The organism is Acetobacter sp., from assembly GCF_052102375.1.
In the GTDB taxonomy this organism is placed as follows: domain Bacteria; phylum Pseudomonadota; class Alphaproteobacteria; order Acetobacterales; family Acetobacteraceae; genus Acetobacter.
This window is the reverse complement of record NZ_JBQDXI010000002.1, coordinates 1-25,931: the sequence shown is the minus strand read 5'-3', so window position 1 is coordinate 25,931 and position 25,931 is coordinate 1. Positions and strand designations below refer to the sequence as shown.

21 protein-coding genes and 1 pseudogene are annotated in these 25,931 nt (G+C 56.4%); 7 read left to right on the top strand and 15 right to left on the bottom strand.

Annotated features, from left to right (window positions below):
• Position 1: 1 nt before the first annotated feature.
• The 3 genes from ACTIDN_RS01060 to ACTIDN_RS01050 are packed head-to-tail and all read right to left on the bottom strand — an operon-like array spanning position 2 to position 4,909.
• Entirely contained in the window at positions 2–2,824 is a 2,823-nt protein-coding gene (locus ACTIDN_RS01060) for a DUF4159 domain-containing protein (RefSeq protein WP_441375705.1), read from the bottom strand.
• Positions 2,821–3,882 carry a DUF58 domain-containing protein gene (locus ACTIDN_RS01055; RefSeq protein ID WP_441375704.1) on the bottom strand — a complete coding sequence of 354 codons (1,062 nt, stop codon included), beginning with the start codon at positions 3,880–3,882 and terminating at the stop codon, positions 2,821–2,823. Before ACTIDN_RS01055 ends, ACTIDN_RS01060 begins: the two co-directional genes overlap by 4 nt.
• Before the next feature lie 4 nt (positions 3,883–3,886).
• The gene (locus ACTIDN_RS01050; protein ID WP_441375703.1) at positions 3,887–4,909 is read right to left on the bottom strand and encodes an AAA family ATPase; all 1,023 of its coding nucleotides are present in this window, start codon (positions 4,907–4,909) and stop codon (positions 3,887–3,889) included.
• 131 nt (positions 4,910–5,040) lie between these two features.
• On the opposite strand from ACTIDN_RS01050, the gene ACTIDN_RS01045 reads away from it, so the two are divergent.
• The 5 genes from ACTIDN_RS01045 (at position 5,041) to ACTIDN_RS01025 (ending at position 11,753) form a co-directional block, all read left to right on the top strand.
• Positions 5,041–5,601 (top strand): DUF1285 domain-containing protein, encoded by a 561-nt coding sequence (locus tag ACTIDN_RS01045; protein WP_441375761.1) that lies wholly within the window; start codon positions 5,041–5,043, stop codon positions 5,599–5,601.
• 3 nt (positions 5,602–5,604) lie between these two features.
• On the top strand, positions 5,605–6,837 hold the full coding sequence (locus ACTIDN_RS01040; protein ID WP_441375702.1) for a CCA tRNA nucleotidyltransferase: 1,233 nt from the start codon (positions 5,605–5,607) through the stop codon (positions 6,835–6,837).
• 74 nt (positions 6,838–6,911) lie between these two features.
• Positions 6,912–8,786 (top strand): ABC transporter ATP-binding protein, encoded by a 1,875-nt coding sequence (locus ACTIDN_RS01035; RefSeq protein ID WP_441375701.1) that lies wholly within the window; start codon positions 6,912–6,914, stop codon positions 8,784–8,786.
• Positions 8,787–9,012: 226 nt separating this feature from the next.
• Positions 9,013–10,179 (top strand): HlyD family secretion protein, encoded by a 1,167-nt coding sequence (locus tag ACTIDN_RS01030; protein WP_441375700.1) that lies wholly within the window; start codon positions 9,013–9,015, stop codon positions 10,177–10,179.
• On the top strand, positions 10,176–11,753 hold the full coding sequence (locus ACTIDN_RS01025; protein ID WP_441375699.1) for a DHA2 family efflux MFS transporter permease subunit: 1,578 nt from the start codon (positions 10,176–10,178) through the stop codon (positions 11,751–11,753). The genes ACTIDN_RS01030 and ACTIDN_RS01025 overlap by 4 nt, the downstream gene beginning before the upstream one ends.
• Positions 11,754–11,944: 191 nt before the next feature.
• Here the strand turns inward: ACTIDN_RS01025 and ACTIDN_RS01020 are convergent, their stop codons facing one another.
• The 8 genes from ACTIDN_RS01020 to ACTIDN_RS00985 all read right to left on the bottom strand — a co-directional run bounded on the left by ACTIDN_RS01020 (position 11,945) and on the right by ACTIDN_RS00985 (position 21,714).
• Positions 11,945–12,436: an RNA pyrophosphohydrolase gene (locus ACTIDN_RS01020; protein ID WP_441375698.1), complete on the bottom strand. Its 492-nt coding sequence runs from the start codon at positions 12,434–12,436 to the stop codon at positions 11,945–11,947.
• A gap of 50 nt (positions 12,437–12,486) precedes the next feature.
• Positions 12,487–13,584, bottom strand: coding sequence for a divergent polysaccharide deacetylase family protein (locus ACTIDN_RS01015; protein WP_441375697.1), 1,098 nt, complete (start codon positions 13,582–13,584; stop codon positions 12,487–12,489).
• Between the two features lie 24 nt (positions 13,585–13,608).
• Positions 13,609–15,060 carry a S41 family peptidase gene (locus ACTIDN_RS01010; protein ID WP_086651161.1) on the bottom strand — a complete coding sequence of 484 codons (1,452 nt, stop codon included), beginning with the start codon at positions 15,058–15,060 and terminating at the stop codon, positions 13,609–13,611.
• A 105-nt stretch (positions 15,061–15,165) separates the two neighbouring features.
• Complete coding sequence (locus tag ACTIDN_RS01005) at positions 15,166–16,734, bottom strand: murein hydrolase activator EnvC family protein (RefSeq protein ID WP_441375696.1); 1,569 nt, start codon at positions 16,732–16,734, stop codon at positions 15,166–15,168.
• Positions 16,735–18,273 (bottom strand): 2,3-bisphosphoglycerate-independent phosphoglycerate mutase, encoded by a 1,539-nt coding sequence (gene gpmI / locus ACTIDN_RS01000; RefSeq protein WP_441375695.1) that lies wholly within the window; start codon positions 18,271–18,273, stop codon positions 16,735–16,737.
• Positions 18,274–18,434: 161 nt separating this feature from the next.
• A complete protein-coding gene (locus ACTIDN_RS00995) occupies positions 18,435–20,054 on the bottom strand; it encodes a tetratricopeptide repeat protein (protein WP_441375694.1) in 1,620 nt (539 codons plus the stop codon).
• Between the two features lie 120 nt (positions 20,055–20,174).
• Positions 20,175–20,765: a CarD family transcriptional regulator gene (locus ACTIDN_RS00990; RefSeq protein WP_048838144.1), complete on the bottom strand. Its 591-nt coding sequence runs from the start codon at positions 20,763–20,765 to the stop codon at positions 20,175–20,177.
• A 73-nt stretch (positions 20,766–20,838) separates the two neighbouring features.
• Positions 20,839–21,714 carry a bestrophin family protein gene (locus tag ACTIDN_RS00985; RefSeq protein ID WP_415508004.1) on the bottom strand — a complete coding sequence of 292 codons (876 nt, stop codon included), beginning with the start codon at positions 21,712–21,714 and terminating at the stop codon, positions 20,839–20,841.
• Between the two features lie 315 nt (positions 21,715–22,029).
• On the opposite strand from ACTIDN_RS00985, the gene fghA reads away from it, so the two are divergent.
• Positions 22,030–22,893 carry an S-formylglutathione hydrolase gene (gene fghA, locus ACTIDN_RS00980; RefSeq protein WP_441375693.1) on the top strand — a complete coding sequence of 288 codons (864 nt, stop codon included), beginning with the start codon at positions 22,030–22,032 and terminating at the stop codon, positions 22,891–22,893.
• A gap of 7 nt (positions 22,894–22,900) precedes the next feature.
• Here the strand turns inward: fghA and ACTIDN_RS00975 are convergent, their stop codons facing one another.
• Genes ACTIDN_RS00975 through ACTIDN_RS00965 form a run of 3 tightly spaced genes read right to left on the bottom strand, consistent with a single transcriptional unit; the run spans position 22,901 to position 25,156 of the window.
• On the bottom strand, positions 22,901–23,470 hold the full coding sequence (locus ACTIDN_RS00975) for a YdcF family protein (RefSeq protein ID WP_441375692.1): 570 nt from the start codon (positions 23,468–23,470) through the stop codon (positions 22,901–22,903).
• 59 nt (positions 23,471–23,529) lie between these two features.
• Positions 23,530–24,480 (bottom strand): cell division protein FtsX, encoded by a 951-nt coding sequence (locus ACTIDN_RS00970; RefSeq protein ID WP_441375691.1) that lies wholly within the window; start codon positions 24,478–24,480, stop codon positions 23,530–23,532.
• A 4-nt stretch (positions 24,481–24,484) separates the two neighbouring features.
• Positions 24,485–25,156, bottom strand: a complete 672-nt coding sequence (locus ACTIDN_RS00965; RefSeq protein WP_415508001.1) for a cell division ATP-binding protein FtsE — start codon at positions 25,154–25,156, stop codon at positions 24,485–24,487.
• Positions 25,157–25,427: 271 nt separating this feature from the next.
• Here ACTIDN_RS00965 and ACTIDN_RS00960 point away from each other — a divergent pair.
• Positions 25,428–25,481 (top strand): annotated as a pseudogene (locus tag ACTIDN_RS00960) (hypothetical protein); the annotation flags it as partial.
• 40 nt (positions 25,482–25,521) lie between these two features.
• Here ACTIDN_RS00960 and ACTIDN_RS00955 read toward each other — a convergent pair.
• On the bottom strand, positions 25,522–25,931 hold a 410-nt coding region (locus tag ACTIDN_RS00955; RefSeq protein ID WP_441375770.1), incomplete at its 5' end, for a hypothetical protein.

Sequence of the window (25,931 nt, the reverse complement as noted above, 5' to 3'; positions counted from 1 at the left end):
CTTATTCCCCCAGCCGTTTAAGCAGCATGGGCACGTGCACTTGATCTGCTTTATAGTTGCCAGTCAGGGCGTAGATAACGGCATTAACCCCGAAGCGATATGCCAGTTGCCTCTGCTCCGTGCCGCCGGGAATAACGGCATAGGGGGTGTTGCCGTTTTCATCTACCGCCCATGCGTGCGCCCAGTCACCCGAACCAATGATAACGGGGCTGACATCATCATTCTCAGCAACGCCTTCACGCGCCACCCATATATTTTGCCCAGCATAACGGCCCGGAAAGTCGTGCAGCATATAAAAAGTATGCGCCAGAAGGTGGTGGTCGGTCATAACGCTGAGCGGCGGAATGGGTAGGCCATTCGTCACGCGCCGCAGGGCGGAGCGTGACCCGGGGGCATCCCCGGCAAAGCCAGCAGAAGGGTCAGTAGACTCTGCGTTGCCGGAATCCTGCCCTTGCGTATCAATCAGCAAAATGCCGCCATGCGCCATAAAGGCTGTTAACGCAGCGGTCTGCTGTGGGGTGATGTGTGCATCTGCCGTAATCGGCCAGTAAAGCAGGGGGTAGTAACTCAAATCATCCTGCCCGAGGGTCACTCCGTCCGGGTGCCCAAGCATGGCGGAGGTGCGGGCATTGGCATAATCAGACAACCCCTGAAGACCCTGCCGGGAGACGGTATCAATGTCGGTATGGCCAGTCAGAACATAAGCCAGCCGGGTTTCAAGCGCTCCACCGGGAACATGCGCCGGTGCTGGCGCGCTGTTAGTTGGTGCCACAGGCGTCTGTGCTTGTGCGGCGGGGTGCGCGGAGCACAACAGAACAAGCACCATGGCGACACTGCCACGACGGCTAAAGGTCTGTTTGCCCAGTTTTAAGCCTTGTCGCATGGCTAGGACCAGCAGGGCGTCCAGCAGAAGCAGCGCAAGGGCTGCCAGCAGGCAATAGCGGCCTAACGGCGTGTCTGGCCTATGACCAGATGGGCTGGTTATGACCCCAAACGCTGCCGCTGGGGTTAACATGTGCAACTGTGTCGCTGCATTAAGGGCACGGCGTGTGGCGCGTGGACCGTACAGGCCCGGTGGATGTGCTGCAGATGCCTGCGTGGTGGCAAAGGCATCGGCCTGTAAGCCCTTGGCTGTAGCAGGCGGAGGGCCAAGAGCGCCGTCTCCATCCAATGTCAGCACAGGAGAGAGAATGCTGTTATCCGCTGGCATGCTCACACCATTGGCGTGTTCCGTCAGGCGTTGCAACATGCTGACAAAAAGGCCGGACAGGGGCAGGTTAGACCAGTCTGCCGTGCTGCTGACATGAAAGAGAATGACCTCGCCTTTGCCAAGTTCTTTATGGGTGACAAGCGGTGTGCCATCTGCCAGCCGTGCCCAGCTATGGGCAGATAGGTCTGCCATAGGGCTGGCCAGAACCTGCCGGGAAATTGTGACATCTGACGGAATGGCCAACCCGTGAAAAGGAGAGGAGGCGTCAAACGGAGCAAGCTTCTGCGGTGTGCCCCAGGTCATGGTGCCGCCAAGCTGCCGCGACCCGTCTAGTAAGGCAACGGGGAGCAGTGCATCGTGACCATTATCCAAAGGATCTGTACCAGTTGGGGCATCGGCTGGAGGGGGCGTGCTACCATCGTGCTGGGCACCAGCAAGAGCCGGGCCTGCAAACCGAATAAGCGTACCGCCATTTTTGACCCATTCCGCTACTTTCTGGCGCAGGGCAGGGTCTGCCAAGGCGCCGTCTGGTGCAATTAGCACAGAAAAGGGTTGTGATAGCAGGGTTGCGGCAGGGCCTTCATGCAAATCTGCTGTCGGGGCTAAAGCACGGCGAAGGTAGAAAAGCGGGCCTATGAGAGGTGTATCAGCAGCGCCTGTCGTCATGAGACCAACCGGGCGCAGGCGGTCACCTTCATCAAGCAAAAGAGTGGTGGCGGCACTGGGTTGACCAGAGAGAGATAACCGGTCAATCCGGTTACGCACGGTGGTAGGGAGATCTACCACAATATCTGTTCCACCACTTTTGGCGGGGAGTGTGACAGGAACAACGGCTAGCGTTCCGCCATCCTGTGTATGAACGTGCACGGTAACAGCCCTTGGGGCATCGGTGGGCAGGGCAAGAAGATGCCCCATGACAGCCCCTGTGTGGGAGTGCGCCGGTTGCAGGGCGTAGATGGCACTGTCCGGAATGCGTATTTCCTGTACCGGGCCAAGCGCCTGCAGGCTTTTTGCCAACAGGGCATCTCCGTCACTGGCTACACCGTTAGCGATGTAAATCACGTTTCCGAAGGTCGGCAGGCTGTGCGCAGAAAGTTTGCGAGCCAGAGCGGTGCGATCTGTTTCCCATGGGGAGGGACGGAGGGAGGCCAGTTCCTGCCTGACCACGCTTGCCGGGCGGAGTACTGAGGGGGCGTCAGTAGCGTCTTCAGTACTCGTGCCCGCTGTGCGTAACAGCAGAATGGGTCTCTTAGCGTGGTCTGCATCATCAACAAGGCTTTGTGCCACGGCTAGCCGTTCGGGCCAACTTGCAGCGGACAGCATGTCATCATCCAGTACCAAGGCAATGGGGCCATGCCCGACGGAGGGGAGGGCATCCCCCGTGATAACAGGGCGAGCTAAACCCAAAACCAGCAATGTCACCGCGCACAGCCGTATAAGCAACAACCATAGAGGCGCACGACTGGCATCCACTTCCTGCGGATGGAGGCTACGTAAGATCTGGATAGCAGGAAAACTCTGCCTGCGTGGCCGGGGTGGCGTAGCCCGGAGCAGAAACCAAACAACCGGCAGGCTTAACAGCCCCAACAGGGCGAGAGGCGTTAGGAAGATCATAGGCGGTCTCCCTTCTGTGCGGCCTTATGGCGTATGGTGTTTTGAACTGCGAGCAGGCAACTTAGCGGCGAGTCCTGCGTGCAGTGAGTTACCAGCGAATGGCCATAACGTGCGGCCTGTGCCGCGAGGGCATTGTGACGTGCCAGAAACTGTTTTTCGTAATCGGCCCGCAGCGATTGCACATGTGGTAGATCGAGCGGTGCTTCCTGCTCCAGCCCTTCAAATGAAACACGGCCCTGATAAGGGAGGGTTCGTTCTGCCGGGTCATAAATATGGATGAGATGCGCTGCGGAAGGGACGCCCGCCAGTTGGCGGAGTGCCGTGTGCAAAGCCGCATCCTCGCACAAAAAATCGCTTGTTATCAGGAGGTGCGCGTGACGAGGAATATAGGCTGCTATAGGAAGAGCGGGGCACGAATGCTCGGCTGTTTCTGCAAGGCGCAACAAACCCAATGCCAAGCGTTCCAAGGGGCTTCCCCCTGTGGGAAGGGTGGCCAGCCCAGCGGGCGTCAACAGGCGTACGCGTTCTCCGGAACGCAAAAGGAGCGCTGCTACCGTAAGTTGTAACAGCAGAGCACGATCACGCTTTTCCGGTAGACTACTGTGAGAGCACCACTGCATGGACGGAGAGAGGTCGCACCACAAAAGGAGGGTCTGTGGTGCCTCGGCCTCAGTTTCACGCACGTATGTCTGTGTGCTTCGGGCGGATTGCCGCCAGTCGATATGGGCCGCAGGTTCTCCCGGCTGTGCTTGCCTGTATTGCCAGAAGGCTTCGCCCCACCCACCACGCCGTTGCCCGTGCTGACCCGCATGAAGTGTAGCCGCAATACGATTGGCTTTGAGCAACATGTCGGGCAAGCGGGCAGCAAGAGCCGCTGCCTGTGGACCAAGGTGAGTGCCCTGCAAGCCGAGGGCATTGTTGCCACTGTCATCAGGCTGCCTCCCGTGCAGAGACGCAGAAAAATCCTGCGTGGCAGCCCTATCGCTCCCCTTCAGTAAGGACGTGGCCTGACTGGTGCGCCCCTTCAGGCGTTGCAGGAGACTGGCGGGAGAAAGCAAGATGTCAGCCCAAATGTTTGAGGAGCTGGGTAATGACAGCATCAAGCTGCACCCCATCCGCCCGCGCCGCAAATGTTAAAGACATACGGTGGGCCAGAACAGGGTGCGCCAGAGCAATCACGTCGTCCAGATTGGGGGAGAGGCGTCCATCCAGAAGGGCGCGGGCCCGTGTGGCAAGCATGAGGGCCTGCGCTGCACGTGGGCCGGGGCCCCATGCAATTTGGTTGCGGAGGGTGTCATCATACGTGGTTTCCGGCCGTGCGGAGCGGACCAGCTTCAGAATGGCATCCACCACTTTGTCACCAACCGGGAGGGTGCGGACAAGGAATTGTGCGGCCAGCAAGTCCTGCGGTGTCATGACCGGTTGGGCGGTGGTGCTTTCGGCTCCTGTTGTGGCCAGCAGCATGGCCCGCTCGGCAGCTTCATCTGGGAAGTTGAGCGGAATTTGCAGCATGAAGCGGTCAAGCTGGGCTTCTGGCAGAGGGTAGGTGCCTTCCTGCTCCAGCGGGTTCTGGGTTGCCAGTACATGGAAGGGATACGGCAGGGCATGGTCCGTGCCAGCAATGGCAACGCGCCGTTCCTGCATGGCCTGAAGCAGGGCGGACTGGGTACGCGGGCTGGCACGGTTAATTTCATCGGCCATCAGAAGCTGACAGAAGACTGGCCCAGGCACAAAACGAAAACTCCGATGACCGGCCGCGTCTTCGTCCAGAATTTCACTGCCGGTAATGTCGGAGGGCATCAGGTCTGGGGTAAACTGCACGCGCCGGGCATCAAGCCCAAGCACAGTGCCAAGTGTTGTTACCAGCAGGGTTTTGCCAAGGCCCGGAGCGCCAACTAGCAGCCCGTGCCCGCCTGCCAGTATAGCTGTCAGGGTCTGGTTGATAACCCGTTCCTGCCCAAAAATAATGCGCGCAATTTCTTGCTGCACTGTTTTCAGGTGGGCGCAAAGGCGGTCAGCCTCACGCACATCTGGGGTTGCTGTGGCGGTCTGGCCGGTGATGGGCTGAGGGTCTGATGCGGTCATGGGTCCAATCTGGGCAGATACGGGGCTTACATCAAGCGGGGTATCATCCCTATATCATGGTCTACGCAGTGAAACAGTCATAACAGGATTATCTGCCAGTGCACGATGAAGGCCCATTCCAACAGAGCGCGGTGCCCTGCCATACCGCAGGACCGGAGGAAGCCGCACGCGGCGAAACTGACAGAAAACTGCCCTTTTTGATAAAGCGTGATGGTGTCTGGCTCTATAAGGGTACACCTATCAAACGCAAAGCCATGGTCTGTTTATTCGGGTCCATGCTCACGCGGGATGATAAGGGGGCATATCTCCTCCGCACTCCGTTTGAGAGTGGATGCATTGAGGTAGAGGATGTACCGTTTTTGGCGGTAGGGCTGGACTGGAAGGGCTGTGGGCGGATGCAAAAGCTCTGTTTTTGCACCAATGTGGACGAACCAGTGGTTGCCAGTCGTGAGAACCCGATTCGCGCGCAGTGGGACGTTCCGCCGGATGCATGCGCTGAGGGTGGTTGCCCGCCCTATATCACCGTGCGCGCTGGGGATGGTCGGTTTCCCATAGAGGCGCGTCTTTCCCGTTCTGTCTGGTACGAGCTTGCTGCTTTGGCTGAGCCCGGCCAGTGCAATGGTGTGCCCTGTATGGGCGTGTGGAGTTGTGACTGTTTTTTTCCGCTTTCCCGTATGCCCGCGGAAAGTTGATTCATGGCGAAGGAAAAATTGCAGCCTGTGTTGACGAAGGGAAGTGAGGGGTTAAGCCCACCGCAGCGTCAGGCTTTGGCTGAAATTTGGCATATTCTGCCAGAGGCCCGGCTGGTTGGTGGTGTTGTGCGTGACCTGATGGTAGGCCGCACCGTTGCGGATGTTGATCTGGCCACACCGGAGCCACCAGAACAGGTGCAGGAAAAGCTGGAAGCCGCCGGGATAAAAGTGGTGCCGACTGGGCTGTCCCATGGGACCGTAACGGCTGTTATCGGGGCTGCACCGTATGAAATTACGACCTTGCGCCGGGATACGGAAACGGATGGACGCCACGCCATTGTATGCTGGACACAGGACTGGCGAGAAGACGCTTTAAGGCGAGATTTTACCATCAATGCCATGTCCCGTGACAAAGAGGGGCTGCTTCATGATTATTTTGGCGGGCAGGCAGACCTTCTTGCCGGACATGTGCGCTTTGTCGGGCAGGCAGGGCTCCGAATAGAAGAAGATGCTCTGCGCATTTTGCGTTTTTTTCGGTTTCAGGCTCGCTATGGCCAAGGTCAGCCAGACCCGGACGCTGTGAAAGCCATAGCAGACCGGGTTGGGTTGTTGGCGCGCCTTTCTGTGGAGCGCATCTGGTCAGAGTTGCAGCGGCTCTTGAGCGGGCCAGCGCCAGCAGGGCAGTTGGCTCTTATGGCGGAACTTGGTGTGCTGGGGGCATTGTTTCCGCAAGGGGTTACACTAGAGCGTTTTAGCGCCTTGATGGATCTGATGCCTCCTGCCGATGCGGTGCTGCGTCTTGCCGCCCTTGTGCAAGGGGATGTGACGACCCTTGCGCGAGGGCTAAAATTTTCCCGTGCGGACGAATTTTCTCTAAAAGCTTTAACTGAGCAACCTGTTCCGGCACCTGATATGGATGACGCGGCGTTACGGTGCCTGTTATCTGATACGCCAGCCGCTATTCTGATCGGGCGGACATGGTTGGCGCAGGCTGACTTCAAGCGCGATAAGCCTCAGTCAGACGCAGAAAAAGCTCAGTTTGAGCGGGTGCGTCACAGGCTTGCTACCATGGATGCCCCCGTCTTCCCTCTGGCAGGGAGAGACCTGCTTGCCGCCGGTTTACCGCCGGGGCCAGAAGTCGGGCGTATATTGGCGCATATTCGGCACTGGTGGCAGCAAGGGGGCTGTGTGGCATCCCGGCAGGCGTGCCTTGCTTATGCGGGTTTGGTCTTGTGAGTTCGGCTGGGTAAAAATTTTTTTTAGGCTCTGCGGCTTTCACGCGTGGGGAAGAGGCTGGTAGAGGAAGCAGCATGAGCTCTTCTGACCCACTTGTACCATCTCCGTCTTCTCGCGCATCTGTGCAGGCGCAGCAGCATGAACCCTCTGCCGCAGTACGGCAGACTGATGAAGGCTCCCCTAAAAAGAAGAAGCGCGAAAAAGCGGCTCTCTCCGCTGATGATACGCGCGTGTTGCTGGGGCGGTTGTGGCGCGAGCAGGTTCGGCTTTACCCCAGTCGTATTATTGCTGTTATCGGCCTGACAGTGCTCACTGCCGTGTTTACTGCGCTGTATCCGTTGGTGATCCAGCGTGCGCTGGACATGTTTGCAGAACGCGACCCGCGTATTCTGTATCAGGTGCCCATGTTGGTGGTGCTGATTACGCTGGCAAAGGCAATTTCTCAATACGCCCAGACCTTGGCCGCACAAGGGTTGGTTCTGGTGGTAATACGCGGTTTGCAGGGCACGATGTTCGAGCATCTTGTGCAAACAGACATTACCCGTATTGAAAGCGAGGCCCCGGCCAAGCTGGCAGCCCGCTTTACAACAGATGCCGTGTCTATTCGCGAAGCCATGATACGGGCCGTCAACTCCTTAGGGGACGTTGTGACGGTCGTGGGATTGATTGTCTCCATGTTCTACATGGATTGGGAGCTGAGCCTGATTGCGGGTTTGCTCTACCCCATAGCTGCGGTGCCTATTCAAAAACTGGGTAAGCGCGTTCGCAGGGCTTCCGGTGGGATGCAGGAACGTATTGGCGAAACTGCTGCCTTCCTGACGGAGAGTTTCTCTCAGGCGCGGACGGTGCGTGTGTACGGGATGGAGCAGGGCGAAAAAGCAAGGGCTACACTGTCTTTCGATCGACTGTATCTTGCTATGCTCAGCATCACCAAAGGGCGTGCGCGTGTTGACCCGTTGCTTGAAGCTCTGGGCGGTGCTGCTGTGGCTGCCGTGCTGGGTTTTGCCGGGTGGCGTGCTGCTATGGGAGGGGCCACACTCGGCGATTTTTCCGGGTTTGTTGCAGCGTTGTTGCTCGCTGCCCGCCCGCTGCGTGCGCTGGGGTCTCTCAATGCAGCAGTGCAGGAGGGGCTGGCTGGTCTGATCCGCATTTTCAGCATTATTGATGAGAAAACTGCGGTGACTGATAGCCCCCATGCAGTAGACCTGCCGCCGGGGAAGGGCCATCTGGTGTTTGAGGATGTCGGTTTTGTCTACAGTGATGGCCGCGTAGGGCTTGATAAACTGAGCTTTGAGGCTTTGCCGGGGCAGACCGTGGCGTTGGTCGGCCTCTCCGGTGCGGGAAAGTCCACTGCGTTGTCTCTGGTGCCGCGTTTGCATGATGTCACGTCTGGCCGCATCCTTCTGGACGGGCAGGATTTACGGACTTTAAAGCTTGAGAGCCTGCGTGGCGCTATTGCTTATGTCAGTCAGGACCCGTTGCTGTTTGACTATTCCGTGCGGGAAAATATTCTTATCGGCAAGCCCGATGCATCTGAGCAGGCCGTAGAGCAAGCCGCTCAGGCGGCCGCAGCAGACTCCTTTATTCAAAGCTTGCCAGATGGTTACCAAACAGGGGTGGGGCCGGGGGGGCAGCGCCTTTCTGGCGGTCAGCGGCAACGTGTGGCGCTGGCACGTGCTCTTTTGCGCGACCCGCGGTTGTTGCTGCTTGATGAGGCGACCAGTGCGCTGGATAGTGAAAACGAGGCCGCTGTACAGCAGGCACTGGCGCAGATGCGGGATAAGCGGACCACGATTATTGTCGCGCATCGGCTTTCTACCGTCCGGTCAGCCGATCTTGTGGTTGTACTGGCTGAGGGGTGTGCGCTGGAGAGCGGTACCCATGAAAGCCTGATGGCGCAGGATGGTCTCTATGCCCGTCTGGTGCGTACCCAGGGGCTGGAGCGTTAAAAAGAGAAGTGCCGGAGAATTGGTTTAAGGGATTGTTTCCGTAGACCTTTTCTCAGGCTCCATTTGGCCGGGCGTAGGTGAAAATCAGGCAGGGCACGTTATGCCTGCTTGAAGCGCTCTTCTGATCGTGTCACATACTGACCGAACCGATCGGTCAGTGGCGTGCGAGGTATGCGCTCATGGCCGGAAGTGAGTGCGGTATTGCGTTTGAAAGACGGGGAACAGGATGGCTGACGACCATAACGAACAGTCTGGTGAAGAGGCTGAGAACGGGACAAAGCCTGCTGGGAAGAAAAAGAGTGCGCGCGGTAAGATCATTCTTACGGTCGTTATTCTGGTTCTGGCTGTTGCCGCAGGGGTTTACTGGTTCCTGACCCGCAACGAGGTAGAGACGGATGACGCCTTTACCGCAGGCCGCGCCGTTACCATTTCTCCCCACGTTGGTGGTTATGTGACTGAGCTGCTGGTGAACGATAACCAGTATGTTCACAAAGGTCAGTTGCTGGCTCGTATTGACCCGAGGGACTGGAAAGCTGCGCGTGATAAAGCGGCAGGTGTGCTGGAGCAGGCGCAGGCTGGGTTTCAGGCGTCTGAGATGCTGCGGGATGTTGCCGCCCTTGAATTCCCGGGTCGTCTGACGCAGGCGCAGGGTAATCTGGCAGCCGCCAAAGCGCAGGCCCTGAAAGCTGAAGCAGATTACAAACGCCAGCGTTCTGTTGAGCGTGCCGCAACATCGCAGCAGGATATTGACTACGCGCGCGCCGCGCTGGAGTCTGCCAAAGCGCAGGTTATGGAAGCCCAGGGTGCGGTACAGACTGCTACACCTGTTCTGCCAAACATCAACAACACCAAAATTCGTGTCAGCCAGCAGGAAGGGCAGGTTAAGTCTGCTCAGGCTGACCTTGATAACGCTGCCCTGAACCTTGAATGGACGGAACTGCGTGCCCCCTGTGACGGCTGGATTTCCCAGCGTAATCTGGAGCGCGGCAACTATGTGGCTGCAGGCCAGCATGTGCTGTCTATTGTAGAACCGGAAGTATGGGTTGTTGCTAACTATAAAGAAACGCAGCTCACGCACATCCGTCCCGGCCAAGCCGTGGATGTGAAGGTCGATGCGTATCCCTCCCTTAAACTGCATGGTCATGTTGACTCCTTGCAGAAGGGAACGGGCGCAACCTTCAGTGCATTCCCGCCAGAAAACGCAACCGGCAACTATGTGAAAATTGTACAGCGTGTGCCGGTAAAGATTCTGATTGATGACGGGTTGGATCCCAACCTGCCATTGGCTCTGGGGCTTTCCGTGGTGCCGGTCGTGCATATCGATACAGATGGCCATTCTGATGCCCCGGCACACACTGCGGCGCAACCAGCTCATGAGCATATTGCGCAATGAGCGGACAGGCCGACACAGCTAAGGCGGGGTGGAAGCCCCGCCACAACCCGTGGGCCGTTGCCTTCGTGGTAACCATGGCGGCCTTTATGGAAATTCTGGACACGACAATTGTTAACGTGTCCCTGCCACATATTGCTGGCAGTCTTTCAAGTACTTATGACGATGCAACATGGACACTGACCGCCTATCTTGTTGCTAACGGTATTGTTCTGACCATTTCCGGATGGTTGGGAAAAGTCTTTGGTCGAAAACAGTATTTCATGATCTGTATTGTCATGTTTACTGTCTCCTCGTTTCTTTGCGGTATGGCCACATCTCTGGTGGAGCTCATCATCTTCCGTATGATGCAGGGCTTCTTTGGCGGGGGATTGCAGCCCAATCAGCAGTCCATCATTCTTGACAGCTTCCCGCCGGAAAAGCGGGCGGCTGCCTTTGGCCTGACAGCCATTGCCGCTGTGGTGGGGCCGGTTATTGGCCCAACGCTGGGTGGCTGGATTACTGATAACTTCTCATGGCGCTGGATCTTCTTCATCAACGTTCCCTTTGGCTTCCTGACAACATTGGGTGTTGCCACCATGGTGGAAGACCCGCCATGGGCCAGAAAGCGCAAAGCGCCGGTTGACGTCATAGGCATAAGCTTGATCACGCTGGGCTTTAGCTGCCTTGAAGTGATGGTTGACCGTGGTGAGGATGCTGACTGGTTTGGTTCAACCTTCATTCGTATTATGGCTGTTCTGGCAGTGCTTGGCATTGGTGGTGCCATTATGTGGCTGCTGCATACGGACAAACCTGCCGTGGACCTGCGTGTCTTCAAGGACCGTAATTTCGCAGTAGGCACAGCGCTTATCGGGGCTATGGGGGCTTTGCTCTATGCATCGGCTATCATTGTCCCGCAGTTTGCCCAGCAGGTGATGGGGTACACGGCTACACTGTCCGGCCTGATTCTTTCGCCGGGTGGGATTGCCGTTATTATTCTCATCCCCATTGTCGGAAAGCTTATGTCGCTTACGAGCGTTCGTAACGTGATTGCGCTGGGGTTCTTCCTGATGGGGATAGCGCTTTATACCTCCGCCAATCTTGTACCCGCGCTTGACTTCAAGCATCTGGTCTTCTTCCGCATGATCCAGACGGCCTGTTTGGCCTTTCTGTTTGTGCCGCTCTCAACCATTGCGTATTCCACCATCCCTGAGAAGATGAATGCGGATGCGTCAGCGTTGTTCAGTATGTCGCGTAACGTGCTGGGGTCTTTGGCAATTTCTGGTGCAACAGCTTTGTTGACCGAACGCAGGCAGGCGCATCAGGCCCATATGGTGCATTGGATGACCCCGTTCCATCAGCCCTATAATGACTACCTGAACCATGTAAAAACAGCGGCAGAAGCCAATGGAGCCTTGCCGCAAACAGCGCAGGCAATAGCGGAGCATGTGCAGTTTGTGCGCTTCTCCCAACAGGTTGCGTTGCTGACTTACAATGAAGTGTTCATGATTTTGGGTGTAGGGGCGTTTTTGTGTGTTCCATTCTGCTTCCTGTTTTCTCCGGTGCGGGGAAATGGCAAGCCAGGTGCAGCACATTAAGTTTTTAACTGAGCACAAAAAGGGCCTGTACATCCGGTGTGCAGGCCCTTTTTTATTGATAGAGATGGTGCAATTTAAGTAACGCGCTTAGCTATGCGAGTATTCTCAATATTAGCGTAGAAAGATGGCGCAGCGTTTAGCAAAGCTTCATAAAGCCCAATAAGAGGCTATCAGCCGATAGAGTTCATGCGTTACGGGCGTGAGACGTAATGTGCCAAGACATGCTCATAGAGCGCTTTTTTGAAACCAAGATCCAACGCTAGAAACTCGGCTGGTGATACCCATTGGAAAACGTCAAATTCCGGAGGGTTCTGAAAAGCAAGGTTTATGTCTGAATCCTTGCCGAGGAATTCAACAACAAACCATTTCTGCGTCTGCCCTTTGTAACGCCCACCCAGTGCCTTACCGATGAGATGCTCTGGCAAGTCGTACGGGATCCATTCGGGATATTCGTATTTTATAATGAATTTGTCTGTCCCGAGTTCTTCGTGCAGCTCACGCAATACTGCGTGGCGCGTGTCCTCGCCTGCATCAATGCCGCCCTGAGGGCATTGCCAAATACCTTCAGACAAAGGGCCGCCTGCTCCGGGCATATCTGTGCGTCGCGCAGCCAGTAATTTACCATCTGCGCGTACAATAAGAGCACTCACATTGGGGCGGTAGGGGAGGTCTTGTGGTAACATGCTCAGCGTGGCTCGTTCTTCTTCTGTCGGGCGAAAGTAAGAAAAATATCTTACTGCTGTTTGCCCATTCGTGGGTTGGTCAGGTGAACGCGCATTGCTCCGTTATCCATCGTCGGTCCTGAACTGGAAGAGGGCGGGGCCGCTTGTGGTTGGGCTACTGGAGCAACCAGCATACTGACCGGCACCAGTGTAATCCCTACGTCCTTCAGATGTGGAATCCAGGCGCGGAGGCAGGCCAGAGCAACGGGACGCAGTGGCCCCATAACACCAATGGCACGACCATTGCGGCGGGCAGCCTGTTGCAGCTTGAGAAGCTGAATATCAATATTGACGATATCCGTATCCGTATTCACGGCAATATCGGCAGTCCCTGTGACCCCGGTTTTGCTGGGTAACGTCGTGTTGGGGGTGGCGTTCAGGTACAGAAGGCCGCGCTTATCAATATCGTCCAGCAGGGGGCTGAAGGCTGCGGAGTGTGTAAAGTCACTCTGGTTTGCGCCGGGCGCTGCATTTGTTACGCCAACATAACCGGCAAGGCTGGACAGTGCCCACTGGTAGTTTTGCAGGTTCTGGCGTGCGGAAAGATCACTTCCCAAAGCATTTGGGCCGGCTAAAGAAGCGGTTGTCTCAGCACCGCCTTTGTTCGGCTGGATGGGCAGAGACAGCAGGGTTTCGTGTTTGTTGGCACGTGCCTCCTCCAGCAAGTGCTTCATATCCGGCGCATAGGGAGAAATTACCAGAGAGACCGCGCCGGGTAGGGAGGTCAGGGCTTCGTCCGTCAGGGCACGCGCATCCCCTACACCAGTCACGACCAGAGCAATCTGGGCTTCTCCTGCCGGAACATCCACTGCAGGAGCCGCGTAAACCTGCCGTGCCACATGGCCATGCTGCCCCCGGCGCGGCAGTGGGTACCCGTTAGGGCCAGACCTTTTTTCCAGCAGATCAGCCTGCAAGCCGGGAATATCAGATTTATCCGCCGGGTTAAGTGCAGGAGTGGAGACGTCAATATCGTCACCGCCCATTGGTGGAGGGCCCGCAATTTGCAGGCCAATGGCCAATACGCCAGCGGCAACGGCACAGCCGCCCCAGAAGCGTACAAAAAGACGCCCGGAAGATGGCATTTGTTGCCAGAGGGACGCGCTGTGCATTGTCATTTTCCTTACCAACCGGCGTTATTTTGACGGTGCTTTACTCTCGTCTTTCTTGTCCACCGGCTTTGCCGGGGGCAATGCGGCGGCTGGGTCAAGCGCTGGCAGCCCCGCCATGGACCGTACAACCCGTAAGCCTTCCTGAAGCTGGAAGTCTGTCTTTGGCTTCAGATAGTCAAATTCTGGCCAGTTTGCCGGGGGCTCGTTAGGTATATCCTTGGCGATAGCGGGAAGATCCGTGCGAGGTGTGGCTTTGGTCTGGTTCCCACCCTGATTCTTCAGAATATGTTCAAGGTCAGCCTCGTGCAGGCTGAAGCCCGGATCTTCGCGGGATTCCTTGACTGTAATATCAGGAGTGATGCCCAGAGCCTGAATAGAACGCCCTGATGGCGTGTAATAGCGCGCCGTGGTCAGGCGTACAGCGCCATTGCCGGGTATGGGGATAATGGACTGCACAGACCCTTTGCCGAAGGAGCGAGTACCCAGCAGCACAGCCCGTTTATGGTCCTGCAAAGCGCCGGACACGATTTCGGAGGCGGAGGCTGATCCACCATTAATCAGCACGACAATGGGGAGGCCATTGGTAATATCTGTCCCATGTGCATCCCAACGCTGGCTATCCTTGGGGTGGCGCGCGCGGGTGGAGACGATCTCACCAGAACGGATGAAGTTGGAAGAGACTTCAATAGCCTGATTCAGAAGGCCACCGGGGTCACTCCGCAAGTCAAGAACCAGTCCCGCCAGTGTGCCGCCCGCCTGCTGTTTGAGCTGGTTGTAGGCTTTGAGCAGGCCTTTTTCCGTTTCTTCGTTGAACTGGGCAATACGGATATAGCCAACGCGGTCATACAGGGCAGACTTGATGACCTCGATATGGATGATCTCACGCGTCAGGGTGAGGATAATCGGTTTGGGCGTTTTTTCACGCACCAGCGTCAGCGTGATCTTGGTGTTGGGTTTGCCGCGCATTTTCTTCACGGCTTCATCCAGCGGCGTACCATCAACAGGGTGTCCGTCAACAGCAATGATATAATCACCCGGCTTGATACCAGCCCGGAAGCCCGGTGTGCCATCAACGGGGGAGACAACACGGATATGGCCGTCCTGCTGTTGCAGCTCCAGCCCCAGCCCGCCGAACTCGCCTTTCATCTGCGTCATCATGTCTTCGTACTGTTTTTCAGTCATGTACGAGCTATGAGGGTCAAGACCGGTCAACATGCCGTTCAGCGCGTTGGTAATCAGGTCCTTGTCAGAAACGGGTTCGACATAGTCTGCCCGGACCAGATCCAGCACGGTGCCAAACAGGGTTAGCAGGCGGTAGGTTTCTGCGTGGTTGGAGGTGGGGGAGGCATCAGGGGCTTTTTCCGCCAGAGCAGAAGATACCAGCATGGAGGAGCCCGGAAGCACTCCAGTGTGGGAGGCTACGGCAAAGCCTGCCAGAAAAGTGGCACCGAGCATCAGGCCTGTGCGAAACTTCATGCGTTCTCGTCTCCTGTCGCCGGGCGGTGCCCGTGCGGGTCGTATCCTTGTAGCTGGCAAGGTTAGCTGTTTCTTTGTGTCAGGAAAACTGCCTGCCAGCTTTTCTTAGAGGAAAGGCGCTGGATTTATGACTTTTTGGCCGTGCCTAAGCTGAATGAAGAGGGTGCCAGACCCACTCATATGCCCGACGGGAGCGCCTTTCGTCAGGCTTTGCCCCGTTTCTACGTCCAGCCCGCCTAACCCTGCCATGATGAATCGGTAGTGCTGACCACAGTTCAAAATAACCATCTGGCCGTAGGTTCTGAACGCCCCAGCAAAATCCACCCTGCCGGAGCAGGGGGTCCGCACACTCGCGCCCGAGGGTGTACTGTAGGTAATGCCGGTTGAAGGACCAGTCTCGGTCGCAGCCCCCCATGTTGCCACAATGCGGCCTGCAACAGGGCGCGTGCCGGAACTGGGGCCACTGCCGACTGAGGCACTGGTATCGGGTGAAGATGTGGTGGTTTTTTTAGAGGGTTGTGCGGCAGAGTGTTCGCTCAGGCCGGGGCCAGAAGACCGTTGCAGGGCCGCCATTTTGCGGCGTGCCTCCGCAGCGCGTTCTTCAGCCAGCTTACGAGCAGCTTCATCCCGCGCGGCTTTGTGGGCACGCTCTGCCGAGGCGATTTCTTTTTGTAGAGCACTTTCGGCATCGGCCTGTAATACGTCCAGCCGTGCAACGGCATCCTGTAAACTGGAGGCCTTGCGTGTCGCGTCTGCCAATCGTTGTGCGGCGGCTTTGGCTGCTGTGTTAGCCTGCTGCTGTGCCTGTTTTGCTTTAAGCGCCTGCTGGCGGACGGTATCGCGCTGGGTGGTTTGTTTGTGTTGCAGGGTCCCTAACTGGGCAAGGTGGTTGGTCAGTTCTGTATCAAGTGCTGTCAGTTGCGTTTGCCGGGTCCGCATATCTTCAGCCTGATGTTCCAGTTCCCTTGAAAGCCCTTTCAGAACAAGAAACCCGGTAACAGCCTCACCTTGCGGAACCGGGGCCGCCAAAAGTGTGTCTGACGGGTAGAGGGATAATCTTTCGGCAAGGGGTAAAACAGGCGCAAGGGCTTTTGCATCTTCCGCCAGTGCGCTGCGCAGTTTTTCCTGCTCCTGCCGGATAGTGGCAATGCGGCCATCCAGATCCGAAATCTGCTGCTCTGTTGTTTGCAGTTGGGATGTTGCGGTCACTGTCGCGGCTGATAATGCGGTAGCTTTAGCAGCACTTTGCACAGCCAGAGCCTGCGCGGCGTTACTTCTGGCGCGGGAAGCCTCAACCGCTGCCGCCTGCGCGGCTTTCTGTTTGGCTATGGCATCCCTTTGGGTTTGCGTAGTTTGCAACGCATCTCGCGCCTGCTTGACGGATTGCTCTGCCTGCACCTCCGCTTTGGTCAAAGGGCGTGCGGCAGCGGGATGTGACCCAGCAGAGGAAGATTTGCGGGAAGGAGAGGTTTTGTGTGGCTGCGGGGCACTTTTTGGGGTGCTGTGGCGTGCAGCAGAGTGATGAGCCCCCGTATGTTTATGCTCCGCTGCGTAAGAGTTTGCAGCAGTGCATAGGAGCATACAGCCTAAGGCTGTTTTAAAAACTCCCTTGCCAGCGCCGCCGCAAAGGCGATGCATGTGGGGAAAGCGCGGCAAGGGGGAAGAAGAAAGCATTTAGTCCGATAACAGGGATTGGCCCGTCATGTCATCCGGTTTGGCAACACCCATTATGGCCAACAAGGTGGGGGCCAGATCTGCAAGACGGCCATCCCGCAACGTCTGTTTACCAATATTGAAGGCCACCAGCGGCACTTCGTTGAGTGTATGGGCCGTATGGGCTTCCCCGGTTTCGGGGTCTTTCATGGTTTCACAGTTTCCGTGATCTGCGGTAACCAGCAGAGCGCCATTCTGTTTTTTGAGCGCCTCCAGAATACGGCCTACGCCAGTATCAACCGTTTCAACAGCTTTGATGGCGGCTTTCAGAACGCCGGTGTGACCGACCATGTCCGGGTTGGCAAAGTTCAGGACGATAAGATCGTATTTTCCGCTTTCAATGGCTTCAACCGCTTTGTCTGTCAGTTCCGGCGCAGACATTTCTGGTTGCAGGTCATAGGTGGCAACTTTGGGTGATGGAACCAGAATGCGGTCTTCACCTTCAAACAGCATTTCCCGGCCACCATTGAGGAAGTAGGTGACGTGCGGATATTTTTCTGTCTCGGCCATGCGTAATTGTGTGCGCCCGGCACGGGAAACAACCTCACCCAGAATATTTGTGAGTGTTTCGGCTGGGAAGAGTATGGAAATCTGCTCGGCCAAGGCATCACTGTAATGCGTCATGCCCAGTACAGCAGAAAACTGTACGATTTTTTTGCGGGCAAACCCGTCAAAAGCAGGGTCAACCAACGCATCCAGAAGCTGACGGATACGGTCGGCACGGAAATTGAAAGACAGGATGGCGTCACCATCCTTCATGCCTGAATAGCTACCGATCACTGTAGGCAGGATGAATTCGTCTGAAATATCAGCCGCATAAGCCTGTTTTATAACATCCAGCGGGGTGGCTGCGACTGGGCCTTCACCACTGACAAGCGCATTGTAATTTTTTTCAACACGGTCCCAGCGTTTGTCGCGGTCCATGGCATAATAGCGGCCGGAAACGGTTGCAATGGTTGCGCCGGAGGGGAGGGCAGCTTCCAGCTTCCCGACATAATCCAGCGCAGAGCGGGGTGCGGTATCGCGCCCATCAGTAAAGACGTGAAAGGCAACCGGAATACCTGCCTGCGTTACAAGTTTTGCTAGTGCAACGGCATGGTCCTGATGAGCATGGACACCGCCGGGGGACACCAGCCCCATCAGGTGGCAGGTGCCGCCAGATTTTTTCAATGTTGCCAGAAACTCTGCCATGACCGGGCTGCGGGCGACAGAGCCATCGTGCAAGGCAGCAGAAATACGCGGCAATTCCTGCATGACAACGCGGCCAGCGCCGATATTCAGATGCCCGACTTCAGAGTTACCCATCTGCCCGTCAGGCAGGCCGACATCTGCACCGCAGGTGCGCAAAAAGCTGCGTGGGCTGTTTTGCCACAGGCTGTCAAAAACTGGGGTTTTGGCAAGGCGGACCGCATTGTCGGCATCGTCTTCACGCCATCCGAATCCATCTAGGATAACGAGCATGACGGGGCGATGAGGCTGAGCGGTCAGGGGTGCATTCATTATGGTATGCCTTCTTCGTGTTTATGCAGTGATAATGCCACTAAAAAAGACAGAGGACAAAGCCCCTACCAGCATGGCCGGAACGCTTGAAGGTATGAGGAGTGGTATTCCAGAAGACGAGAGCCTGAAAGCCCCTTTCACACTCGGTTTGGGGGCAAGTTCTACGCTTTTGCAGACCGTATGGCCTTGTATCGCGCCATATCGTGCAACCCGGCACAGACTGTATTGACGACATCGCTCCATTCCCGCGGCTTGCTCTGGCGAATAATACGCAGGGTAGGGTACCAAGGGCTGCTTGCGGTATTGTGCAGCCAACGCCAGCAATTATCAAAACGGTCCATCAGCAAAACAGGTTTGCCAAGCGCACCGGCCAGATGCACACAGGAGGTATCAACCGATACCAGAACATCCAGCGACATCAGCAGGGCTGCCGTGTCATCCATCGTGTGCAATTCGTCTGTTGGGTCGTAGATCGTCATGCCGTCCGGCGGGGTTTGCAATTGGTCAGCATAGGGGCCTTTTTGCAGGCTTATCAGGTTCAGGCCTTGCACGTTTGCTAGTGGAGCCAGTGTTTCCAGCGGCATGGAGCGTCTGCGGTCCGTCATGTAGGCGCCAACCAGTGTAGGGCGCGGGGCTCCTCCCCAGATCAGGCCGACATTCAACTTGCCGTTTTGCGGGACCAGTCCTGCAAATTCCCGAATTTTCGCAGTGTCTGCCTTCAGGTACGGGACGGGTGCGCCCATGGCATCGTGAGTGGCGGAAAACACGCGGGGAAGGCTGATAAACGGGCAATGCCAGTCAAATTCCGGAACATCGCCACCAACCTGCACAATGGCTGCGCCGTTTACCCGGCGACAGAGGTCGCCCAATGTGTCTGGCACCCACAGGTGCGGTATGGCACCGCGCTGGGCCAAAGGCTCAATATAGCGGAGATACATCAATGTATCGCCTAACCCTTCCTCCTGCGTAATGAGCACCCGCTTGCTCCGAATATTACTGTCGGGACCAAGAGATGGCATGAGTGTTGCTGAGGGCAGGTTGCTATGGCCGAGCAGCTTCAGGCGCCATTCGTGCTCGCTCCAGCCTTGAGCATAACGCCCGGCTTTGAGCAGGGAAATGGAATGGTTAAGACGAATTTGCGGGTGTGTGGGGTTATGGGAAATGGCTCTGCGATAGAAATTGAAGGCATCTTCCATCCTGCCAATAGCGGAAAGCGCGCAGCCCATATTGGACAGCGTACCTGCGTGCGTCGGGTCTTTTTTGAGGGTGGCTTCCAGTAAGGCAAGGCACTCTTCCGTATCGCCGCGCTCGGATAGGGCCATAGCAAGTAGGTTGGCCGAAAAGCTGTTGTCCGGCCTGAGCGCGACAGAGCGGCGGAGCAGATCAACCCCTTCGTCAAACGCACCCATTTGCACTAGTATAGTGCCGAGTATGTCATAAACTCTGGCATCTTCGGGTGTTAGAATTATAGCCGCACGGCATACTGGCAGGCTTTCTTCCCGCTTGCCCAGTTCTATCAGCAGGTCGGTAAAAGGCTGGAGCGGATGTTGCTCCGTAGGTTTGGCTGCTGCAAAAGTACAAAATATTTTCGCAGCTTTTTCAGCTTTGCCGGTGCCTGCAAGGCATGCGGCAAGCAATAATTGGGTCTGCTCATCTTTACTGCGGGCAAAAGGTTTCAGAGCCTCAAGCGTGGACGCAAAGTTGCCGACCTTGATTTCGCTCTGAGCGCGGCGAAGCATCGTTGGGTCTGGAGTAAGTACGGTTGGGGCAGCGTGCGTCATGACCGTGACTGTATCCTGCTTGTTTAAGGCGGGAAAGACGCTCCATGCAGGGCAAAGTCATAAAAAAACCGGTGACCCATAAGGGCACCGGTTTTTCATAACCTGTTCAACAAAGCAGTTTTAGGCTGCCTTCATGACCTCGGTCAGGGCAGTCAGAACGTCTGTCGGCTCTTTTTTCTCAAGAACAGCAACTTCTGCTACAAAGCGTTCCTGAGCGGCTTCAAACAGTTTGCGCTCGCTGAAGCTGCCATCCAGGCTATCCACATTGCGGCGCAGGTCACGCAGGACCTCTGCAATCTGGACAAGATCACCAGAGTTGATCTTTTCCTGATACGCAACAGCCCGGCGTGCCCACATGCCTTTGCTGACATGCGGCTTGCCTTTGATGATGGCCATGGCTTTATCAACAATCTCGCGAGAGACGATTTTCCGCAGACCGGCCTTGCGGGCTTTGGTCAGCGGGATACGCAGGGTCATCTGGTTGCCGGGAAAGGAAATCTGAATGACTTCCAGCTTGGTGCCAGCAATTTCGTCTACACCAATGCGGTCAACGCGTCCTACGCCGTGGGCTGCATAAACAATGGCGTCACCTTCCTGGAAGGGGTCATCATCCTTGACCTTGGTTTTGGCCTGTGCAGCGGTAGCCGCTGCTGCTGTGCGTGCCATTGCATCTGTCACGCCGCCTTTAGGGGTGGTTCTGAATGTGCTCATAACACAGGGTTATAGCACAAAAACGCAGGCCTGTCTTCCATCATGCAACCGGCCTGCGGTCTCTGTTACTGCTTTAGGCCTGAATACCTTTTACGGCGGTCAGGGGTGGTGGAGACTGTGTACCCGTTGGCTGGACCACATCAATTTCAATGGTACGGGCCATTGTTGCCATAGGTAGGGCGTGCGGCGTGTTAGAGAATGGTTCCTGAAGGTCATCCGCACTTTTGTCGAGCACAAGGAACAGAAGGCCCACAAGGGAAGACCCCAGCGGGGTAATCCATTCCAGCGTCTGCACCATGGACAGCGGGAGCACGATACAGAAAATATTGACCAGCGTTCTGGGGAGTGCCGAGAACTGCATGGGAAGAGGCGTGTTGCGAATACGCTCAAGGCCACCCTGAGCGTTGGCAAGATCGGATAAAATGCGGTCAATCTGGCCATGAACCGCGCCGTCAATGCCTTTCTTCGCCACTTCCTCACTCACACCCAAGCCGAGCTGATATAAAATGGCGTTGGGCTGGTTTCGCCACCCAACAATGGCCTCTGCCATTTCTGGCGGTAAAAGACGTTTGACATCTTCAGAGGAATCAATTTTGCCCAAGGCGCCGCGCAGGGCATGGGGATAGGCTGCTATGCCATACATAAGATCCGGGCGGTCACCCAGCAGGGTGCCGACCTGCCGCCCGAACGAGCGGCAGTTGTTGGTAATGGCACCCCATAATGTGCGGGCTTCCCACCAGCGTGCGTAGGCACTGTTGCTCCGGAAGCCCATGAACAGCGCAAGGGCAGAGCCAATGAGTGAAGTTGGCAGGCTGGGCTGTTCCATCCATTCCTGATGGAAAACCTGAAACAGAATAACCACGGCAAAATCCCACGCTGCCATAAGCAGGATAACGCCAAGGATCTCTTTGCCAATGATGCGCAGGCCGACCCTCTGGTCAACGATCATTCACATATTCTCCATTCTGTATCATTCCGGTTGAGGAAAAGGACTTAACAGCTATGGGCTGCTGAAGGTTCCAGAATGATGGTAAAGCGGGCAGGGCTTAACACCCCGTCTTTCGTTTTCTGGCTGACACGCTACATCTTCCATTTGCGTATTCCAAGTATGCCATTACTGCATGATGGTCAGTTTTTTCTCAATCCATTGATGGCAGCATCAGGGGTGAGGTGTTTTCTGATAAAAAGATCCCGATAAAAAAGAATTGTATCCAAACAGGCCTGTGACATGCTGCCGACTGGTGTCGGGAGGGGGAGTGTCGTCATGACAGTTGCAACAATAACCGTGCGTTCAGAAAGTTTGTGCGCGGGGAGTACTGTAGGGTTTTATGAACATCAGTCTGAAGCTCTAGGACTCACGGCCCGGTTTGCTGTGTTTGTGCCGCCGCAGGCCAGCGCTCAGAACCCTGTGCCGGTTGTGCATGTTCTGGCTGGCCTGACCTGTAATGAAGAAACATTTTTCATCAAGGCACATGCTTTAGAAGAAGCTGCCCGGCTTGGGATCGCCCTTGTGGCAACGGACACGTCACCCCGTGGAGCGGGGGCTGCGGGCGAGACTGATAACTGGGACTTTGGGGTAGGCGCAGGTTTTTACCTTGATGCAACCCAAAAGCCCTGGAATCAAAATTATCGTATGGGGCGCTATATCACGCAGGAACTGCCTGCGTTGACGGAGGCCCATTTCCCTCTTGATGGTACACGCCGCGGCATAATGGGGCATTCCATGGGCGGACATGGGGCTTTGGTGCATGGCTTGCGTGCGCCCCAGATGTGGCGCTCTGTCTCTGCCTTTGCGCCCATTTGTCATCCGTCTGTTGTGCCGTGGGGGCAGAAGGCTTTTACCGGCTACCTTGGGCCGGACCCGCAGGTATGGCGTGCTCATGACGCAGTTTGTCTGCTTGAAGACGGTTGCCGTCACCCTAACCCTATTCTGGTAGATCAAGGCATGGCCGACAAATTTCTGGAGCGCGAGCTTCAGCCTTGGCATTTGCAGTCAGCGGCTGAGAAAGCGGGGCAAAGCCTGATTTTGCGCGAGCAGCAGGGTTATGACCACTCTTACTGGTTCGTGCAAAGTTTTGCCGCGGACCATATACGCCATCATGCGACCCTCCTGAAAGCGGTAGTCTGAAGGCGGCTTATCCGTGGGAGGGGTTGTGTACAAACCCCGCCAATGCACCCAGCCATTTGATGTATTCAGTGCCAAGCAACCGCAGGGTTTCCGTCTTGAACGGGTGTTCAAGTGCTGGGGGTCTGACGGCATAGGAATAAAGGGTGACACCCGGCAGGGTCCGCCCAAGTTCCAGCATGGCGCGCCGCATATGGTAGCCTGCTGTCACGACCGTCAGGCTGTAAATATGGTTATCAGCAACCCAAGCAGCGGTCTCAGCAGCATTTTCAATGGTGGAGCGTGCTTGGTAGCCAAGAGTAATGCGCTGCCTGAGTGCCTCTGGCATAGGCGGAAGCAGATCCTTGCTGCCCGTTTGTGGGTCCACCCCGGAGATAAGCAGTTTGTTGCCGCTGTTTCTGGCAAGAAGTCTGAGGGATGTCTCGATACGGCCTTGGCCGCCCGTAAGGGCCACAATGCCATCTGTGTGTGGTGGGAGCCGCTGGGGGCTTGGTTGTAACGCATCATAAGCAAACCAGCAGAATGCCAGAAACAGGCAGACACACCCTAAGCCTGTCAGCCGGATAAGGAAGATGGCCATGCGTACCAAGCGCGGCCTCTGTTTTTTTTGTTGAGGTGGCGGTGCGCGGCGATGTGTGTTCATGGCATTCCACGAAGCCACAGGCGCACCATAACCTGCGTGGTAAACCAGCCAATAAAAGCGGCAACAACAGGTAGCCCGGCAAGGCCTATCAGGAGGTCTGGTGGCAAAAGGCGGGGAAGGGTGTCCCAGCTAGGCATAGTGGCAGTTGCTGTTTGTAAAGAGGTTGCTGCAAAAGGGGCTGCCATTCTGAATAACAGGGCCAGCGGAGCCATTGCCAGCACCGTACCCAATAGGCCGCCCCCAAAGGCCAGAGCGCCCGTACGGCTGGCAAAACGCCCGGCTATATAACTATCTGTAGCACCCAGACCATGTAGAATTCTGATGATGTCTCGACGGCTGGACAAGCCAGAGCGTGTTGCCAGAGCGGTAATCATGGCAGCAATTCCCCCTACGGCGGCTAAAGCTAGTGCAGCGCAGGCCAGCAGACTGTCCGCAAGAGCGCGCAGACGGCTGCTCCATTCTGCATTATGTTCCACCACTGTGCCCGGTACTTGTGCATTGAGGGTCTGTTCCAGTGTTGGCGGGCTATCCGTACCAGCAGGCAGGCGCACTTCTATAACGGCGGGAAGAGGAAGGGCGCTATTGTTTGCATCGCCCAGCCATGGCGCGAGGAGGTGTGCCAGTTCTTCCTTGTTTAGGCGGTGTACCTGTGTGCCGGGGGGGAGTGCAGCCAGAGCGTCAACAACAAGATCGGCCCGGGTTTTCTGGGTGGCATTTTTGGTGCTTCCGGCCCCGTCAGGAACATGGTCCGGTGCGGTAACCTGAATGGTTAAGAGCTGTGCGGCTCCACCAGACCAGCGGGCGGAGAGCGCACGTGCGCCAGTGGCGCCTGTCAGGGTAAGAGCGGCCAGAAAGCTCATCATGGCAACAAGAATGAACAGGCTTCTGTCCGGCAGTGCTTCCGAGAGGGACAGGCCATCCTTACGGCCTGAAAAAGGGAGGGCCATGGTGTTATTCTCCCTCCCGTACAAGGCGGCCACGTTCCAGATATAAGGACGGACGCGGCAGGCGGCGTATCAGGGCCTCGTTATGCGTTGCCACAAGAACCGTTGTGCCCATTGTGCTGAGTTCATCGAACAGATCAAGCAGCTTATGGGCCTGAGGTTCTTCCAGCGCATTGGTGGGTTCGTCAGCCAATATAAGGCCCGGACGGTGGACAATGGCACGAGCTATGGCGGTGCGTTGCTGCTCGCCGCCGGAGAGGTTGGCGGCCGGAACACCAATCCGCTCCCCCAGCCCCACCCATTTCAGGATGGCATGGACTTCATCATGAATCTCGTCTTCCGGGCGGTGTTGCAAGCGGAGGGGGAGTGCCACGTTATCGACAACGGACAAGCCCGGCATGAGCCGATAGTTCTGGTGCACCATACCGATTCGTTGCCGCAGGCGTACAAGTGTCGCGCGGGGTGTGTCGGCAGAGACGGGTTTGCCCAGAATTTCCAACTCACCTCGCGCAGGCAGGCTTTCAATGTGAAGCAGGTTCAGCAAACTGGTCTTGCCCGCGCCAGACGGCCCCAGCAACCAGCGGAATCCACCTTGCGGCACGCTGAAGCTCAAGTCAGACAGAACAGGTTTTTCCTGTTTGCGTGCACGTTGCCAGAAAACATTTTTCAAACGGATCATGCTGAAGGTCCAGCCAGAGCAGGCACAACGCGCAGGTAAGGCACAGTGTAAAACATGCTCTGACTGTAGCGGAGAGCGCAGGGCGCTGTCGATAATAAGCCGCATTCAATGGTGAGAGGTGTAATTCTTCCGGTTTGTGGTAAAACTTGCATGGCGTACTAAAGAGCCTCTTGTAAAAAGAAGCTCCGGCCTTGTGGAACGTGAGTGTGTTAAGGCCAGATACAGATAGTCTGTCGGGCGCTGACGGGCGTGATGTTTAAGAGAGTGCTTGATGAGAATTGTTTGCCCATCATGTGGTGTTAGCTATCAGGTTCCTGAAGCGTTGCTTGCCAAAAGGCAGACACTCAAATGTTCTGCATGTGGTACTAAGTGGCACATTCATGCACCAGCACCAGCACCAGCACCTGAGCCCCCGGCCCCGGTTGTAATATCCGATGCTCCCGCGCAATTTGAGGCAGAGCACACACCGTCCCACTCTGATGTGGCGCAACCAGAGCATCAAAGTGTAGCCGGGCCACAGGCTGACGTTCAGCCGACACAGCCTGAGCCTGCCGTAGACACGCAACGCCATACCACACCAGATGGTGAGCTGACGGCTGAGGAAGGCACTGTTCAGAAAACTGAGCAAGCGGAAGAAAAAAGAGAGCCGTCGGCGGAAAAAGAGCTTGCGGTTCCGGCACCGGTCGAACACATCCCAGAGCCAGAGCCAGAGCCAGAGCCAGAGCCAGAGCCAGAGCCAGAGCCAGAGCCTGAGCCCGCGGCTGAGCCCGAGCCC

Coding starts and splice junctions, on each gene's coding strand:
- ACTIDN_RS01050 (WP_441375703.1), bottom strand. CDS start 4,909: ATGACCGCATCAGACCCTCAGCCCATCACCGGCCAGACCGCCACAGCA.
- ACTIDN_RS00975 (WP_441375692.1), bottom strand. CDS start 23,470: ATGGCCATCTTCCTTATCCGGCTGACAGGCTTAGGGTGTGTCTGCCTG.
- fghA (WP_441375693.1), top strand. CDS start 22,030: ATGACAGTTGCAACAATAACCGTGCGTTCAGAAAGTTTGTGCGCGGGG.
- ACTIDN_RS01010 (WP_086651161.1), bottom strand. CDS start 15,060: ATGAAGTTTCGCACAGGCCTGATGCTCGGTGCCACTTTTCTGGCAGGC.
- ACTIDN_RS01040 (WP_441375702.1), top strand. CDS start 5,605: ATGGCGAAGGAAAAATTGCAGCCTGTGTTGACGAAGGGAAGTGAGGGG.
- ACTIDN_RS01005 (WP_441375696.1), bottom strand. CDS start 16,734: ATGCTTTCTTCTTCCCCCTTGCCGCGCTTTCCCCACATGCATCGCCTT.
- ACTIDN_RS00965 (WP_415508001.1), bottom strand. CDS start 25,156: ATGATCCGTTTGAAAAATGTTTTCTGGCAACGTGCACGCAAACAGGAA.
- ACTIDN_RS00970 (WP_441375691.1), bottom strand. CDS start 24,480: ATGGCCCTCCCTTTTTCAGGCCGTAAGGATGGCCTGTCCCTCTCGGAA.
- gpmI (WP_441375695.1), bottom strand. CDS start 18,273: ATGAATGCACCCCTGACCGCTCAGCCTCATCGCCCCGTCATGCTCGTT.
- ACTIDN_RS01025 (WP_441375699.1), top strand. CDS start 10,176: ATGAGCGGACAGGCCGACACAGCTAAGGCGGGGTGGAAGCCCCGCCAC.
- ACTIDN_RS01030 (WP_441375700.1), top strand. CDS start 9,013: ATGGCTGACGACCATAACGAACAGTCTGGTGAAGAGGCTGAGAACGGG.
- ACTIDN_RS01035 (WP_441375701.1), top strand. CDS start 6,912: ATGAGCTCTTCTGACCCACTTGTACCATCTCCGTCTTCTCGCGCATCT.
- ACTIDN_RS01015 (WP_441375697.1), bottom strand. CDS start 13,584: ATGCACAGCGCGTCCCTCTGGCAACAAATGCCATCTTCCGGGCGTCTT.
- ACTIDN_RS00995 (WP_441375694.1), bottom strand. CDS start 20,054: ATGACGCACGCTGCCCCAACCGTACTTACTCCAGACCCAACGATGCTT.
- ACTIDN_RS00985 (WP_415508004.1), bottom strand. CDS start 21,714: ATGATCGTTGACCAGAGGGTCGGCCTGCGCATCATTGGCAAAGAGATC.
- ACTIDN_RS01020 (WP_441375698.1), bottom strand. CDS start 12,436: ATGTTACCACAAGACCTCCCCTACCGCCCCAATGTGAGTGCTCTTATT.
- ACTIDN_RS01060 (WP_441375705.1), bottom strand. CDS start 2,824: ATGATCTTCCTAACGCCTCTCGCCCTGTTGGGGCTGTTAAGCCTGCCG.
- ACTIDN_RS00990 (WP_048838144.1), bottom strand. CDS start 20,765: ATGAGCACATTCAGAACCACCCCTAAAGGCGGCGTGACAGATGCAATG.